The sequence below is a fragment of the Roseateles sp. GW821-FHT03B02 genome (genome assembly GCF_059421025.1).
In genome coordinates, this window is record NZ_JBWKUV010000008.1 from 1 (window position 1) to 15,155 (window position 15,155).

Below are 15,155 nucleotides of genomic sequence, written 5' to 3' on the forward strand. Positions count from 1 at the left end.
CCGCCGTATGCCTGTCACGATGCCCGGCCACTGGCTCATGGCGTGAGCCCGTCACTACTTAACGGGCAAAGAGCCATTGATTTCCCATTTTTCCCAAAATAGGGAAAATAGGCGCATTGCCGTCACGGAGCACCCCATGTCCGCCGTCCTCGAACAAGCCCTTGCCGACCAGCTGCCCAGCGTGTCGGCCACGCAGCTGGTGGCCGGCATCCAGAAAGTCGGCCGCACGGTGGCGGCCCATGGCGCGGTTCTCATCACCAAGCACGACCAGCCGGCCTTCGTGCTGATGTCGGTCGAGCGCTACCGCGAGATGCAGCGTGCGGCCGAGCCCGACCTGGGCGCGCTGGGCGGCGAGTTTGACGCGATGCTGGCGCGCATGCAGGGTCAGGGCGACGCGCTGGCCGATGCCTTCGCGATGGTGCCCGAGGCGATCGGTGCGGCTGCCGTGAAAGCCACCAAGCCCCGCCGCAAGGCCGCCTGACCCTTGCCGGCGCGACTTTTCGTGCTGGCCGGCGTCAACGGTGCCGGCAAGAGCTCTCTTGGCGGCGCGGCCATCCAGGCCGGCGGCGCCGAGTTCTTCAACCCCGACGTGATGGCCGCGCGGCTGCGCGCGCAGCAGCCGGGCCTGTCCGCGAGCCAAGCCAACGGCCTGGCGTGGACGCTGGGGCGCCGCGGCGTGGAGCAGGCGCTGGCCGAAGGGCTGACCTACGCCTTCGAGACCACGCTGGGCGGCAACAGCATCGCCCGGCTGCTGCTGGAAGGCGCGCGCGGCGGCGCCGAGGTGAACGTCTGGTACGCCGGCCTGGCCACGCCCGAGCTGCACCTGCGCCGCATCGCGGCGCGCGTCGCGGCCGGCGGGCACGACATCCCCGAGGCCAAGGTGCGCGAGCGCTTCGATGCCAGCCGCAGCAACCTCGTCAAGCTTATGCCGCAGCTGGCCAGCCTGCGCGTCTACGACAACAGCTTCGAGGCCGACCCTCGGCTGGGGCGCCGGCCCCAGCCGGTGCTGCTGCTGAAGATGCAGGCCGGGCGTGTGATTGCGCACGCGCCGCTGCGCAGCGTGCCCGCCTGGGCCAAGCCTTTGCTGGCTGCGGCCCTGCGTTGAATATCATGCCGCCGCGGTTCAACGAGGAGGGGTGATGAAGGTCTTGCTGGTCGATGGTTTTCCGATGGTGCGCGCCGCGCTCACCGGCCTGATCGAGCAGCATTTCGCCGGCGCCCAGGTGCAGGGTGTCGACAGCGTCGCCGCGGCGCTCGCGGCGCTGGAGCATGGCGTGCCCCGCCTCGTGCTGCTGGATCTGCGTGTGGATGGCGGCTTCGAGCTGATGCAGCAGATCCACCGCGATCACCTGCTGCTGCCCGTCGTCGTCATCTCGGGCAGCGACGACACCGAGGACGCGCTGCAGGCTCTGGGGGCCGGCGCGATGGGCTATGTGCCCGAGCGCAGCGACCTGAACACGCTGGTACAGGCCCTGCATCTGGTGCTGGCCGGCGGCACCTATGTCCCGCCGCTCAAGCCGCGTGTGGATGACGCGCCTCCTGCAGCGGCCGCACCCGTGCCCGACTGGGCCGAACTGCCGCTGACGCCGCGCCAGAAGCATGTGCTGCACCTGCTGACACAGGGCCTGTCCAACAAGCTCATCGCCCGCGAGCTGGGTGTCAGCGTCGACACGGTCAAGGACCATGTCGCTGCCGTGCTGAAGGCGCTGGGCGTCAGCTCGCGCACCCAGGCCGTCGTCGCGGCAACCCAGAAACGGGGCTAGAGACGCTTGGCGATCTCGGCCTTGAACCACCCCGATTCGAGATAGGCGTACAGGTTCCTGCCCGGGCAGACGGTCTGGCGGCTGTAGTCCTTGTGGCTGGCGATGGCGGTCAGGTCCAGGTGGTGCTCGCGCGCCAGCCAGGCCGTCAATTCGACGGCTGCATTCAGCTGGGCCGGCGTGGGCTGCTGCTCCTCGAAGTTGCCCACCAGCATGACGAGGGCATGGCCATGCGGGTCGTACTCGGTATTGGTGTCGCCGGCCTGGCTCAGCGGCCGCGCCGCGTAGATGCGGCCATCGGGGGCGATGACGTAGTGGTAGGGGATGTCGGCCCAGCGCCTGGTCAGCCGCGACCACTGCTGCAGCCGGCGCAGATAGGCCTCGGGGTCGGTGCCTTCCTTCCAGATCTGGCCCTGGTGGTGGAGGGTGATGCGGCTGATGTGCTGGGGCTCTTCGCGCGCCGTCGGCGGGCTGCCGCCCCAGGCGTCGACGCTGACGATCTGCGGTGCCTGCAGCGGCCTGCTGGCGCAGCCGACCAGCGCCAGCAGCAGGGCCAGGGCGGCAGCTGGCCTCATCGCACGGCGTCGATGGCGGCCAGCACCGCTTCGGCCGTGGCCGGCGCGCGCAGCGGCGGGTCGCTGCGCGCGGGGCCGCAGGCCGCGCAGGCGTCCTTGATGGCCAGCAGGGCCGCGAAGCCCAGCAGCAGCGGCGGCTCGCCGACGGCCTTGCTGCGGTGGATGGTCTCGCTGGCGTTGGCGATGCCGAAGAGCTCGGTGCGGAACTCGGGCGGGCAGTCGTTGGCGGTCGGGATCTTGTAGGTGCTGGGCGCGTGCGTCGTCAGCAGGCCGGTGACGGGGTGCCAGACCAGCTCTTCCATCGTCAGCCAGCCCATGCCCTGGATGAAGCCGCCCTCGATCTGGCCGATGTCGATGGCCGGGTTCAGGCTTTGGCCCACGTCGTGCAGGATGTCGGTGCGGGTGATGCGGCTTTCGCCCGTCAGCGTGTCCACCAGGGCCTCGCAGACGGCACCGCCCCAGGCGTAGTAGTAGAAGGGGTGGCCCTGCAGCCGGGTCTTGTCCCAGTGCAGGCCAGGCGTGGCGTAGAAACCGTCGCTCCAGAGCTGGATGCGCTTGAGGTAGGCCGCGCTCACGAGGTCCTTGAAGCTGATGCTCTGCCCGCCGCCGCTGACCTGGCCTCCGTCGAAGGCGATCAGCCCGGCGGAGCAGCCGAAGCGCTCTGCTACGAAGCTGGCCAGGCGCGCCTTGATCTTGCGGGCCGCGTCCTGGGCGGCCTTGCCGTTCAGGTCGCTGCCGGTCGACGCGGCCGTGGCCGAGGTGTTGGCGACTTTGCTGGTGTCCGTGGCCGAGCAGCGCACGCTGCGCAAGGGCAGGCCCAGCTCGTGCGCAACGACCTGGGCGACCTTGGTGTTCAGCCCCTGGCCCATTTCCGTGCCGCCGTGGTTCACCAGCACCGAGCCGTCGGTGTAGACGTGGATGAGGGCCCCGGCCTGGTTCAGGTGGGCGACGTTGAAGGAGATGCCGAACTTGACCGGCGTGAAGGCCAAGCCCTTCTTGAGCACCGCGCTGGCGGCGTTGAAGGCGGCGATCTCGGCACGGCGTTCGGCGTAGCGGCTGCTGGCGAGCAACTGTTCGGTCAGCGCCTGGGCGTGCAGTTCCTCGACCTGCTGGCCGTAGGGCGTCATGTCCCGGCCGGCGGCGTAGAAGTTGCGCTGGCGCACCTCGGCCGGGTCCAGCCCTAACTGGCGGGCGATGCCGTCCAGGATCATCTCGATGGCAATGGCCCCCTGGGGTCCGCCGAAGCCGCGGAAGGCGGTGTTGCTCTGAGTGTTGGTCCTGGCGCAGTAGCCGTGCATGGCGACGTGCGGCAGCCAATAGGCATTGTCGAAATGGCAGAGGGCCCGGGCCATGACGGGCGCGGACAGGTCGGCGCTGTGGCCGGCGTTGGAGACCAGGTCGATCTCGGCGGCCAGGATGCGGCCGTCGGCGTCGAAGCCCACGTCCCAGCGGTAGTCGAAGCCGTGGCGGCGGCCGGTGACGAGGAAGTCGTCGTCGCGGTCGACGCGCAGCTTGACCGGCTTCTTCAGCTTCAGCGCCGCGATGGCGGCGACGCAGGCGAACAGCGCCGACTGCGATTCCTTGCCGCCGAAGCCGCCGCCCATGCGCCGGCACTGCACGGCCACGCGGTGGGCCTGCCAGCCCAGGCAATGGGCCACGAGCTGCTGCATTTCGCTGGGGTGCTGGGTCGAGCAGTGCACCAGCAGGCCTTCGCCGCCTTCCTGCGGCACGGCCAGGCTGATCTGGCCTTCCAGGTAGAACTGCTCCTGGCCGCCGAGGCTCCAGCGGCCTTGCAAGCGATGCGGCGCCGTGGGCAGATGCTGGTCGGGCTCGCCGCGTGTGAGGTGCATGGGCGGCAGCACGTACTGGCCCTTGGCGTGGGCGTCCAGGGCCGTCAGCACGGGGGGCAGTGGCTCGGCCTGGATGACCTTCCTGGCCAGGCCAGCGGCGCGGCGGGCCAACTCGCGGTTCGTCGCGATGACGGCGAAGACCGGCTGGCCGACGTAGCGCAGCTCGCCGGCCGCCAGGATGGGGTCGTCGTGCAGCAGTGGGCCGCAGTTGTTCTCGGCCGGGATATCGGCGGCACTCAGCACGGCGACGACGCCGGGCATCTGGCGGATGCGCCCCAGGTCGAGGCCGGTCAGCTTGCCGTGGGCGATGGGCGACAGACCCAGGGCCGCGTGCAGGGTGCCGGCGGGCTCGGGCAGGTCGTCCGTGTAGGGCGCAGCGCCGCTGACGTGCAGATGGGCCGACTCGTGCGGCGTCGATTGGCCGACCACGGTTTGCGGCGCGTGCAGGGTCTCGGGCTTGTTCATGCCGTGGCCTCCTGCATCGACGGCCAGATGCCTACGGCGAAGGCGTCGGTCGTCTCCAGCCACAGCTTGGTGAAGAGGTTCTGTGCGACCTTGAGCCGGTAGTCGGCGCTGGCGCGCATGTCGGTCATGGGCTTGAAATCCCGGGCCAGCGCTGCCGCTGCGGCCTTGGCGGCGGCTTCGGTCCAGGGCTGGCCGACGACGGCGGCTTCGGCAGCCGAAGCGCGCTTGATGATGGCCGCCATGCCGCCGAAGGCGAAGCGGGCCTCCTGCACGACACCTTCATCCAGTCTCAGGGCCAGCACGGCGCAGACGGCCGAGATGTCGCTGTCATGCCGCTTGGCGATCTTGTGCGCGCTGAAGCGCCAGTTGGCCGAGGGCAGCGGGACGTGCATGGCTTCGACGAACTCGCCGGGCTGCAGGTCCTTCTTCATGTAGTCGAGATAGAAGTCCTGCAGCTTGACGCGGCGTTGCAGGGTGCCGAGGCGCAGGATGACGTCGGCACCCAGCGCGATCAGGGCCGGGGCGCCGTCGCCGATGGGGGAGCCGTTGGCGATGTTGCCGCCCAGCGTGCCGGCATGGCGCACCGGCGGCGAGGCGAAGCGCAGCCACAGCTCGCGCAGGCGCGGCACGGCGGCGGTAAGGGCGGCCCAGCTGTCTTCCAGCGAGGCAGCGGCGCCGATCCTCAGGCTGCCGTCTTCCTGCCGGATCTCGCGCAGCGCCGCCACGCGGCCGGTGTAGATGACATCGCCCAGGTCGCGCAACTGCTTGTTGACCCACAGGCCCACGTCGGTCGAGCCGGCCAGCAGCGTGGCCTGTGGGTAGGTCTCGCGCAGCAGGGCCAGGTCGGGCACCGTCTGCGGTGCGTGGAAGCGGGCGCCGCCGTGGCTGTAGTCCAGCGGCTCGTCGCTCGCCAGGGCCTGTAAGGCTGCGGCGATGGGCGTGCGGTCCAGGCAGCGGGCGGGGCCGTCGAACATGCGCTCGCCGGCGTCCAGGATGGGCCGGTAGCCGGTGCAGCGGCAGAGGTTGCCGGCCAGCGCATCGGCCAGTTGCTGGCGCGTTGGTCGGGTGCCGGCCGCCTGGTGGGCCTCGTAGCAGGCCGTCAGGCTCATGACGAAGCCGGGCGTGCAGAAACCGCACTGTGAGCCGTGGCAGGCTATCAGGGCTTGCTGGGCGGGGTTGAGTTGCGCGGTGCTGCCCATGTCTTCCACGGTCAGCAGTGCGCGCCCGTCCAGCGTCGGCAGGAACTGGGTGCAGGCGTTGACGTTGCGCAGCTCCAGCCGGCCGTCGGCGGCCAGCTCGCCCTGGATGACGGTGCAGGCGCCACAGTCGCCTTCGGCGCAGCCTTCCTTGGTGCCGGTACAAGCGGCATGCTCTCGCAGGTACTGCAGGACGGTGGTCGTCGGGGGCAGGTCCGCGACCTCGACGACTTCGCCACGGTGGAAGAAACGGATGGGGCGGGTATTCATGCTGCTCTGGATTGTGGGCTGTTGGTTCAGAATTGCCACATGAGTTTTACTAACCAGGAAAAATTGTCAAAAGAAGGCCCGCGCCGATGGGCTTTGCGGGGCGATCTGCTCGACTTCACAGCCGCACCGCGCTGGGGCGATACGGAGTCGCCCGCGGTGCGCTTCGACCGCGACCACTGGCTGCTGATCGAGGACGGCCGCATCGTGGGTCGTCAAGCTTCGGAACCCGACGATTCCTGGGTGCGCAAGGACCATGCCGGCCAGCTGGTGCTGCCCGGCTTCATCGACACGCACGTTCACTGCCCGCAGCTGGAGGTCATCGGCTCCTACGGTACCGAGCTGCTGGACTGGCTCAATCGCTACACCTTCCCCGCCGAACGCGCCTTTGCCGACCCGGCCCGCAGCCGCGCCGGGGCCGAGGTCTTCCTGGACGCGCTGTTGACCAGCGGCACGACGGCGGCCGTCGTCTTCCCGACCGTGCACAAGGTGTCGGCCGAGGCCCTGTTCGAGGGCGCCGCGGCGCGCGGCATGCGGCTCATCACCGGCAAGGTGCTGATGGACCGCCACGCGCCGGACGGGCTGCGGGACGACGTCGTGCAGGCCGAGAAGGACTGCATCGACCTGATCGACCGCTTTCACGGCAGAGGCCGTTTGGCCTATGCCGTCACCGTGCGCTTCGCGCCGACCAGCACGCCCGAGCAGCTCGCCATGGCCGGCGCCCTGTGCCGGGCCGATGCCAGCCTCTACATGCAGACCCATGTGGCCGAGAACCGCGCCGAGGTGGCCTGGGTGGCGGAGCTTTTCCCCGATGCGCGCAGCTACCTGGACGTCTACGAGCGCGCCGGCCTGGTGCATGAGCGCGCGGTGCTGGCCCACGGCATCTGGCTGGACGCCGCCGACAGGCGCCTGCTGGCCGACCGTGGCGCCCAAGTCGCGCATTGCCCGTCCAGCAACCTTTTCTTGGGCAGCGGCCTGTTCGACTGGTCGGGCGCGCCTTTCAACGTCAGCCTGGCCTCGGACGTCGGCGGCGGCACGTCCCTCAACCTGCCCCGCAACATGGGCGACGCCTACAAGGTCCAGGCCCTGCGCGGCGAGCGCCTGACGGCCTGGGCGGCCCTGCATGCTGCCACGCGCGGCGCGGCCGAGGCTCTGCACCTGGGGGATGAGATCGGCGGGCTGTCGGTCGGCCAGACGGCCGACATCTGCGTGTGGGACTGGGCGGTCGGCCCGGTGGCCGAAGCCCGCGACGCGGTCGCCCGCGAGCTGCACGAGCGCGTCTTTGCCTGGATGACGCTGGCCGACGAGCGCAACCTCGCCGCCTGCTATGTGGCCGGCCGTCAACGCGGCTGAACCGCCTGTCCCCCGAATCCGCCGCTTCGTCACAACCCTGATGGGGAGGGCGCCGCGGCTGGCTAGAGTCTGCCCACCCATTTCAACGGAGACTCCATGAGCCGCCCCCTGCTGACCCTCGTTGCCTCGCTGGCCCTGCTGGCGAGTGCACCCCAGGCTGCCGTTGCCGCCAACCAGCCGGCTGCCGCCGCCCAGGCGCCCAAGCCGGCCAAGCGCTACACCATCGAGCAGTTCATGGCCACCGTCAACATCGGCGGTGCCAGCTTCTCGGCGGATGAGGGCCGCATCCTCTTCCACAGCAACGAGACCGGCATCTTCAACGTCTATGCCATGCCGGTGGGCGGCGGCAAACCCGTGCAGCTGACGAACTCCAAGACCGACAGCCACTACGCCGTCGGCTTCTTCCCCGGCGACGACCGCTTCCTCTACACCCGCGACCAGGCCGGCAACGAGCTCAACCACCTCTATGTGCGCGAGCTCGACGGCAGCGAGCGCGACCTGACGCCGGGCGACAAGCTCAAGGCGTCGTTCGCCGGCTGGAGCGGCGACGAGACGGCCTTCTACGTCACCACCAACGAGCGCGACCCGCGCTTCTTCGACCTCTACCGCTTCGACGCGAAGACCTACGCCCGCACGCTGGTCTTCAAGAACGAGGCCGGCTGGGAGGTGGCCGACATCAGCCGCGACGGCCGCTGGCTGGCCCTGGCCAAGGTCAACACGACGGCCGATTCCGACGTGCACCTCGTCGACCTGAAGAGCGGGGAGATCAAGCACATCACCAAGCACAGCGGCGTGGCCCAGTACGCGCCGCAGGATTTCACGCCCGACAGCAAGGAGCTGCTGATGACGAGCAATGACGGCGGCGAGTTCACCCGCGTCGTCGCCTACGACATCGCCAGCGGCGCCACCCGAGAGGTCGAGCGCGCGGACTGGGACGTGGCCTACACCGCCTTCTCCAGGGACGGCCGCCACCGCGTCACCGGCGTCAATGCCGACGCCAGCATCGCGCTGCGCCTCTACAAGGACGGCAAGCCCATCGCGCTGCCCAAGCTGCCCGGCGGCGAGGTGCGCGGCGTGGCCTTCTCGCGCAGCGGCAAGCGGATGGCCTTCTACGTCAACGGCGACCGCTCGCCCAACAACCTCTTCGTCGCCGATGTCGGTTCCAACGCAGCGCCCCGGCAACTGACGCAGAGCCTGTCCAAGGACATCGACCCCGCCGAGCTGGTGGACGCATCCATCGCCCGCTTCAAGAGCTTCGACGGCATGGTCATCCCCTCGGTCTTCCTGCTGCCCAAGGAGGCCTCGCCGACCCACAAGGTGCCGGCCATCGTCTGGGTGCACGGCGGCCCCGGCGGCCAGACCATGCGCGGCTACTCGGCGCTGATGCAGTACTTCGCCAACAACGGCTACGCCGTGCTGGGCATCAACAACCGCGGCAGCTCGGGCTACGGCAAGAGCTTCTTCACGGCCGACGACGGCAAGCATGGCCGCGAGCCGCTGTGGGACTGCATCGAGGCCAAGACCTTCCTGGCCGGCACCGGCGTCATCGACCCCGAGCGCATCGGCATCGTCGGCGGCAGCTATGGCGGCTACATGGTGCTGTCGGCCATGGCCTTCCGCCCTGAGGCCTTCAAGGTCGGCATCGACATTTTCGGCGTCAGCAACTGGCTGCGCACGCTGGAGAGCATTCCGCCCTACTGGGAGAGCTTCCGACAGGCCCTCTACCAGGAGGTGGGCGACCCGGTGAAGGACCGTGACTTCCTGGTGGCCACCTCGCCGCTCTTCCACGCCAATGAGATCAGGAAGCCGCTTATGGTCATCCAGGGTGCCAACGACCCGCGCGTCATCAAGCCCGAGAGCGACGACATCGTTGCGGCGGTGAAGAAGAACGGCGTGCCGGTGGACTACCTGGTGTTCGACGACGAGGGCCACGGCTTCTCGAAGAAGAAGAACACGCTGGTTGCCAACCGCCGCATGGTCGAGTTCCTCGACAAATACCTCAAGCCCGGCGTGACCGCGCCGGCCAAGTAAGGAGCTCGGCGATGTTCAGCTTCCTGCTCTGGTGCATTCTGTTCGTGATCTGCTGGCCACTGGCCCTCCTGGCGCTGCTGCTGTGGCCGCTGGTCTGGCTGATCACGCTGCCCTTCAGGCTGCTGGGCATCGCGGTCGATGGCGCCTTCGGGCTGCTGCGCGCCATTGTCATGCTGCCCGCCCGCGTGTTGGGCGGCCGCTAGCCGCGGCGCTTGGGCATGCGGCCCGGTGCGGCTTCGAGCGCCGGCGTGGGCTCAGAGATCGCGCAGCAGCGCGGCGAGGTCGACGAGCAGCAGCAGGCGCTGGCTGTCCGCCGCGTCGAGCTGAGCCAGGCCGACGATGAAGTCCACGTCCACCTGGGCGCCCAGCGCCGGGCGGGGCTGGATCTGCTGCGGCGCCAGCGCCACGACGTCGGCCACCGAATCCACCACCAGGCCCACCGTGCGGCCGCCCACGACCACCACCACCGTCACCGTGTTCGCGCCGTTCTCGGCCGGTAGGCCCAGCAGGCGGCGCAGGTCCACGATGGGCACGATGACGCCGCGCAGGTTCATGACGCCCAGCAGATGGCTGGCGGCGTTGGCGATGCGCGTGGGCGCCTCGTAGCGACGGATCTCCTGGACGGCCAGGATGTCGATGCCGTATTCCTCGGCGCCGAGCCGGCAGGTGAGCACCTCGCACGGTGCGGCGGCTTCGATGGCTTGGTGTTCGATGAGGGAGAGGGCAGTCACGGAGCTTTGCTTTTGAATCAAGTGATATATTTGATAGTAGATTGGCCCGCTTGACCCATTTGGCCCGGTTTCAGGCCTGTGATCTCGTGAATTTTTTCGCCGGCGATGCGTCGTCTTGCTGAATTTGCCGTGTTTGAGAGCGGTTCAGGCGCATGTCGGTCCGCACTCGCGCGTGACGGGGTGCCCATGAAACAGTGCCGCCGTACCGGCCAGGCGCTGTCAGGCGCGCAGGCGCGGCAGGCTGGCGGGGCGCTATCCCCCGGGGCCGCGGCCGATGCCGCATCCCACCGCGCCCGAACGAGAACTTTTCCTGCTCTGGCGACGAAAGATCGCGTCACCCTCTGGCGTCTTTAAACGATAAAACTGATAATCTTCATCATTCAATCTGATCGCGGAAAGCGCAGCAATGAGAAAGATCCTGATCGTCGACGACCATGCGGACATCCGCCGCCTGATCCGCATGACGCTGGAGTTCGAGGACTACGACGTCCGCGAAGCCGCGGACGGCGAGGCCGCCTTGCTGATGGCCCGGGAGTTCCAGCCCGACCTCGTGCTGCTGGACGTCATGATGCCGGGCTCGATCAACGGGCTGGACGTCTGCCGCCGCCTGCGCGACGGCATGGTGGGCGGCGAGGCGCCGCGGGTCATCATGCTGAGCGCCCGCGGCCAGGCCAGCGATCGCGAGGCGGGTCTGCAGGCGGGTGCGGACACCTACCTCGTCAAGCCATTCAGTCCGCTGCAGTTGATCAGCTGCATCGGCGAGTTGTGGGCGACCGTCTGATGATGGCGATGAGCATGGCGAGCGTCGCCGACCCGCATGTCGCCGACCGCAGCTTCGACGACGCCGCGTCCGCACAGATGGAGCGCATCGTGCAGGACCTGGGCCGCATGTACCACGAGCGCAACGAGGCCTTGCGCGAAGTGACGCGTGCCCATCACGAGGCGCTGCTGCGCCTGGCGATGGCGGCGGACTTCCGCGACGACGACACCGGCGTGCACATGGTGCGCATCGGCTATCTGGCCGAGGCGCTGGCGCTGGCGCTCGGCCAGTCGGCCGGGTTCGCGCGCATGCTGCGCCGCGCGGCGCCCATGCACGACGTCGGCAAGATCGGCATCCCCGATGCCATCCTGAAGAAGCCCGGCAGCTATACGCCTGAGGAGCGCGCGCAGATGAACCAGCACGCCGCGATGGGCGCCGACATCCTCGGCCGCTCGCGCGTGCCGCTGTTCCAGCTGGCCGCCGAGGTCGCGCTGACCCACCACGAGCGCTGGGACGGCGGCGGCTACCCGCGTGGCCTCGCGGGCGAGGCCATCCCGTTGTCGGGCCGCATCGTGGCGGTGGTGGACTTCTTCGACGCGCTGACCATGGACCGCTGCTACCGCAAGGCCTTCGCGGACGACGTGGCCCTGTCCATGCTGCGCGAGCAGCGCGGCGCAGCCTTCGATCCGCACGTTGTCGACACCTTCGTCGCCCACGTCGCGACCATGACGGCGCTGCGCGAAAGCATCAACGCCAAGCCGCCCACCTTCGAGCAGCTGGCGGAGCTGGCATGACCTCTGCGAACCTTGGGAGCCCCTTCATGAGACTGATTCGTGGACTCGCGCTGACGCTGGCCGGTTTCCTGATCGCCGCCCAGGCCCCGGCCCAGGCGCAGACGCTGGAGCGCGTGCGCGCCGCCGGCAAGCTTCATGTGTGCATCTGGCCCGACTACTACGGCGTCACCTACCGCAACCCGCGCACCCAGCAGCTGGGCGGCATCGACATCGACCTGTCGGCCGAACTGGCCCGCGAGCTGGGCGTGGCACTGGAATACGTCGAATCCTCCTTCCCCCAGTTGGTCGCCGACCTCAATGGCGGTCGCTGCGACGTGGCCATGTTCGCCGTCGGCATTCTGGCCAGCCGCAAGGAGCAGCTGGCCTTCACCGAGCCCTATCTGCAGAGCGACATCTACGGCGTCACCAACCGTGCCAGCCGCACGGTGCGGCAGTGGGCCGACATCGATCAGCCCGGCATCCTCGTGGCCGTGCAGGCGGGCACCTTCATGGAGCCCGTCATGCGCGACGCGCTAAAGCAGGCCAAGATGGTCGTCATCCGCCCGCCGGTCACGCGTGAGCAGGAGCTGGAGGCCGGTCGCGTGGACGTCTTCATGACCGACTACCCCTACAGCCGCCGCCTGCTGGACAACGCCGACTGGGCCCGTCTCGTCGCGCCGCCCAAGCCCTTCTTCGTGCTGCCTTACGGCTACGCGGTCAAGCGCGGCGACGCGCGCTGGCTCGCGCGCCTGGACGAATTCGTCGCCGCCATCAAGCGCGATGGCCGCCTGCTCGCGGCGGCCAAGCGGCACGGCCTGGCGGACATCGTCGTCGCGCGCTGACGCATGAGCTCCGTCCCTGCGGCGCCGCGGCCGGCACGGCCGCCGCTCGGTCGCGCCGGTCGGCTGGCCAAGCTGCTGTCGGCCCTGCTGGCGCTGGTGGTGCTGACGGTGCTGACGACGCTGGCGCAGTACGAGAGGCACGAGGTGCTGGCGAATGCGCAGGACCGCGCCGGGCTGATCGCCCGCACGCTGGAGGATCACGTCACCCGCACCGTCGAGTCGGCATCGTTGATCCTGCGCACGCTGGGCGAGGGCGTCGCGCGCCAGACTGCCGCCGAGCCGGCGCGGCTGCAGCCGCTGCTCGGCCGCAGCCTGCTCAACGGCCTGCCCTTCCTGCGCGGCGTCGCCGTGCTGGACGAGCAGGGCCGGGTGCTGGCCAGCTCCATCCCGTCCGAGCAGGGCGTGCGCGTGTCGATGGAGCGGTTCGGCCCGCTGCCGGGCGAGGGGCGGGAGCGGCTGCTGCCGCTGCTGCCGGGCCGCAGCCTCGCCGACCTCGGGCCGGCCGCGGCCACGCCGCGCGCAGCCGGCGTGGGCATGCTGCCGCTGCTGCGCGGCCTGAGCGGCCCGGGGGGAGAGCGGCTGCTGCTGGTGGCCCTTATCAACCCCGGCGCGCTGGCCAACTTCCAGCAGGGGGCGCTGTCCGAAGAGGGCGGCGTGGCCCTGCTCGGCAGCCTGGACGGGCAGCTCATCGCCGCCAATGACGGGCTGGCCACGGAGCCCGGAATGCGCATCGCCGGACACCCGGTCTTCGAGCGCTGGCTGCCGGCCCGCGAGCATGGCGAATACCTCGGCGACGGCGCCCAGCCGGGGCGTCAGGTGGTGGCCTTCCGCGCCTCGCGCACCCGGCCCCTGGTGGTCGTCGTCGAACTGGCCGAGCCGGTGGTGCTGCAGGCCTGGTACGGGCGGGTGCGCTGGCTCTGCGGCATGGGGCTGCTGGCGCTGCTGGCCGTCGCCGGTGGCCTGGCCGCGCTGCTGCGCGAGATGCATGCGCGCGAGCAGGCACGCCAGGCGCTGGACGGGGCCCACGAGCGCGTCGCCCTGCGCGAGCGCGAGATGAGCGTGCTGCTCAAGAGCGTGCAGGAGGTGATCTTCCGCACCGATGTCGACGGCGCCATCACCTTCGTCAACGCGCGCTGGGCGGCGATCAGCGACGCGGGGCTGGAGGCCGCCTGCGGCCGGCGCTTCTGCGAGCTGGCGGCGCCCGCCGACCGCGAGCGCACCGCGGCGCTGTTCCGCCCGGACGACCGGGCCGGCGTGCGCCAGGGCCAGATCTGCATTCCCGCGGCCGACGGCCGGCCCCGCCACTTCCTGTTGGCGGTTGTGCCCCTGCATGGCGAGGGCCGCATCGTCGGTTTCGCGGGCAGCGCCGTCGACGTGAGCGAGCGCGTCGCCTCCGACGAGCAACTGCAGCACCAGCTCGCGTTCACGGGCCTGCTGCTGGAGATCAGCCCGCAGCCCGTGTCCATGTTCGACGCCGGTGGGCGCTACGTGATGGTCAACCAGGCCTGGGAGGAATTCGTGGGCCGCCCGCGCGCGGACGTGATCGGCACCCATGTTGGCGGCTTCCTGTCGCCGGCGGATGCCGGGCTGCATGCCGAGCAGGAGGCGCGGCTGATGGCGCACGGTGGCCGCCTGCGCTACGAGACGCAGGTCGTGCACCGCGACGGTTCGCGCCGCGACATGGTGGTCACCAAGGTGCTGGTGCCCGGCGGCCAGAGCGGGCCGGCGGGCATCCTGTGCACGTTGATGGACGTGAGCGAGTTCCGCGACGCCGAGCGCGCCACCCGCGAGGCACGCGACGCAGCCGAGGAGGCCTCGCGCTCCAAGTCCGAGTTCGTCGCCAACATCAGCCACGAGTTGCGCACGCCGCTGCAGGCCATCCTGGGCTTCTCGGAGCTCGGCTTCACGCGCGGCCGCGACACACCCAAACTGGCCGGCATGTTCAGCGACATCCACAACTCCGGCCAGCGCATGCTGGCGCTGGTGAACGACCTGCTGGACGTGTCCAAGATCGAGAGCGCCGTGGGCACCTTCGATCTGGAGCGCTGCGACCTGCGCACGCTGGTCCAGGGCGTGCTGCGCGAGCTCGATCCGCTGCTGGCCAAGCGCGGCCTGCGATTGGCGCTGCAGCTGTCCGACGCGCCCCTCACGGCCAAGGTCGACCCCTCGCGCATCCACCAAGCCATCCGCAACGTCATCGCCAACGCGATCAAGTTCTCGCCCGAGGGCGGGTTGCTGCAGGTGCAGGCCATTGCCACGGCGTCGGACGAGTGCACGCTCAGCGTGGCCGACCGCGGGCCCGGCATCCCGCCAACGGAGCTGGAATCCATATTCGAGGCCTTCGTGCAGTCCAGCAAGACCAAGGACGGCTCCGGCGGCACGGGCCTGGGCCTGGCCATCAGCCGCAAGATCGTCGAGGTGCACGGCGGATCCATCACCGCCGAGAACCGCGCCGAGGGCGGCGCCATCTTCCGCATCCGCCTGCCGCTGCGCACCAGCGGCGACTCCCATCTGCTGACGTCATACTGACGCTGCCCTGCGCCGGAACGGTG

General features: G+C 69.8%; 14 protein-coding genes. 10 read left to right on the forward strand and 4 right to left on the reverse strand.

Translation table 11 applies throughout. From position 1 onward, the window contains the following. The first annotated feature begins 136 nt into the window (after positions 1-136). From AC07VX_RS19730 to AC07VX_RS19740, 3 genes are read left to right on the forward strand one after another with little or no spacing between them, the layout of a single operon-like run. Entirely contained in the window at positions 137-481 is a 345-nt protein-coding gene (locus AC07VX_RS19730; RefSeq protein WP_493166360.1) for a type II toxin-antitoxin system prevent-host-death family antitoxin, read from the forward strand. Between the two features lie 3 nt (positions 482-484). Beyond that, a complete protein-coding gene (locus AC07VX_RS19735) occupies positions 485-1,105 on the forward strand; it encodes an ATPase (protein ID WP_493166359.1) in 621 nt (206 codons plus the stop codon). Positions 1,106-1,139: 34 nt separating this feature from the next. Beyond that, the gene (locus AC07VX_RS19740; RefSeq protein ID WP_493166358.1) at positions 1,140-1,763 is read left to right on the forward strand and encodes a response regulator transcription factor; all 624 of its coding nucleotides are present in this window, start codon (positions 1,140-1,142) and stop codon (positions 1,761-1,763) included. Here the strand turns inward: AC07VX_RS19740 and AC07VX_RS19745 are convergent. Genes AC07VX_RS19745 through xdhA form a run of 3 tightly spaced genes read right to left on the reverse strand, consistent with a single transcriptional unit; the run spans position 1,760 to position 6,116 of the window. Continuing rightward, a complete protein-coding gene (locus AC07VX_RS19745; RefSeq protein WP_493166357.1) occupies positions 1,760-2,335 on the reverse strand; it encodes a peptidoglycan recognition protein family protein in 576 nt (191 codons plus the stop codon). The genes AC07VX_RS19740 and AC07VX_RS19745 overlap by 4 nt on opposite strands. Beyond that, on the reverse strand, positions 2,332-4,650 hold the full coding sequence (gene xdhB, locus AC07VX_RS19750) for a xanthine dehydrogenase molybdopterin binding subunit (protein ID WP_493166356.1): 2,319 nt from the start codon (positions 4,648-4,650) through the stop codon (positions 2,332-2,334). The genes AC07VX_RS19745 and xdhB overlap by 4 nt, the downstream gene beginning before the upstream one ends. Continuing rightward, a complete protein-coding gene (gene xdhA / locus AC07VX_RS19755; RefSeq protein WP_493166355.1) occupies positions 4,647-6,116 on the reverse strand; it encodes a xanthine dehydrogenase small subunit in 1,470 nt (489 codons plus the stop codon). Before xdhA ends, xdhB begins: the two co-directional genes overlap by 4 nt. A 39-nt stretch (positions 6,117-6,155) precedes the next feature. Here xdhA and guaD point away from each other — a divergent pair, with 39 nt between their 5' ends. The 3 genes from guaD (at position 6,156) to AC07VX_RS19770 (ending at position 9,700) form a co-directional block, all read left to right on the forward strand. Next, positions 6,156-7,466, forward strand: coding sequence for a guanine deaminase (gene guaD, locus AC07VX_RS19760; RefSeq protein ID WP_493166354.1), 1,311 nt, complete (start codon positions 6,156-6,158; stop codon positions 7,464-7,466). Between the two features lie 96 nt (positions 7,467-7,562). Continuing rightward, entirely contained in the window at positions 7,563-9,497 is a 1,935-nt protein-coding gene (locus AC07VX_RS19765; RefSeq protein ID WP_493166353.1) for a S9 family peptidase, read from the forward strand. Positions 9,498-9,508: 11 nt separating this feature from the next. After that, positions 9,509-9,700, forward strand: coding sequence for a hypothetical protein (locus tag AC07VX_RS19770; protein WP_493166352.1), 192 nt, complete (start codon positions 9,509-9,511; stop codon positions 9,698-9,700). A gap of 51 nt (positions 9,701-9,751) precedes the next feature. Here AC07VX_RS19770 and AC07VX_RS19775 read toward each other — a convergent pair whose 3' ends face one another. Continuing rightward, positions 9,752-10,228 (reverse strand): chemotaxis protein CheW, encoded by a 477-nt coding sequence (locus tag AC07VX_RS19775; RefSeq protein ID WP_493166351.1) that lies wholly within the window; start codon positions 10,226-10,228, stop codon positions 9,752-9,754. Between the two features lie 406 nt (positions 10,229-10,634). Between AC07VX_RS19775 and AC07VX_RS19780 the strand changes: the two genes are divergently transcribed. The 4 genes from AC07VX_RS19780 to AC07VX_RS19795 are packed head-to-tail and all read left to right on the forward strand — an operon-like array spanning position 10,635 to position 15,132. Then, entirely contained in the window at positions 10,635-11,009 is a 375-nt protein-coding gene (locus AC07VX_RS19780) for a response regulator transcription factor (RefSeq protein WP_493166350.1), read from the forward strand. An 8-nt stretch (positions 11,010-11,017) separates the two neighbouring features. Then, on the forward strand, positions 11,018-11,782 hold the full coding sequence (locus AC07VX_RS19785) for an HD-GYP domain-containing protein (RefSeq protein ID WP_493166349.1): 765 nt from the start codon (positions 11,018-11,020) through the stop codon (positions 11,780-11,782). Positions 11,783-11,808: 26 nt separating this feature from the next. Then, positions 11,809-12,603, forward strand: coding sequence for an ABC transporter substrate-binding protein (locus tag AC07VX_RS19790; RefSeq protein ID WP_493166348.1), 795 nt, complete (start codon positions 11,809-11,811; stop codon positions 12,601-12,603). Positions 12,604-12,606: 3 nt separating this feature from the next. Continuing rightward, complete coding sequence (locus tag AC07VX_RS19795) at positions 12,607-15,132, forward strand: ATP-binding protein (protein WP_493166347.1); 2,526 nt, start codon at positions 12,607-12,609, stop codon at positions 15,130-15,132. Positions 15,133-15,155: the final 23 nt, after the last annotated feature.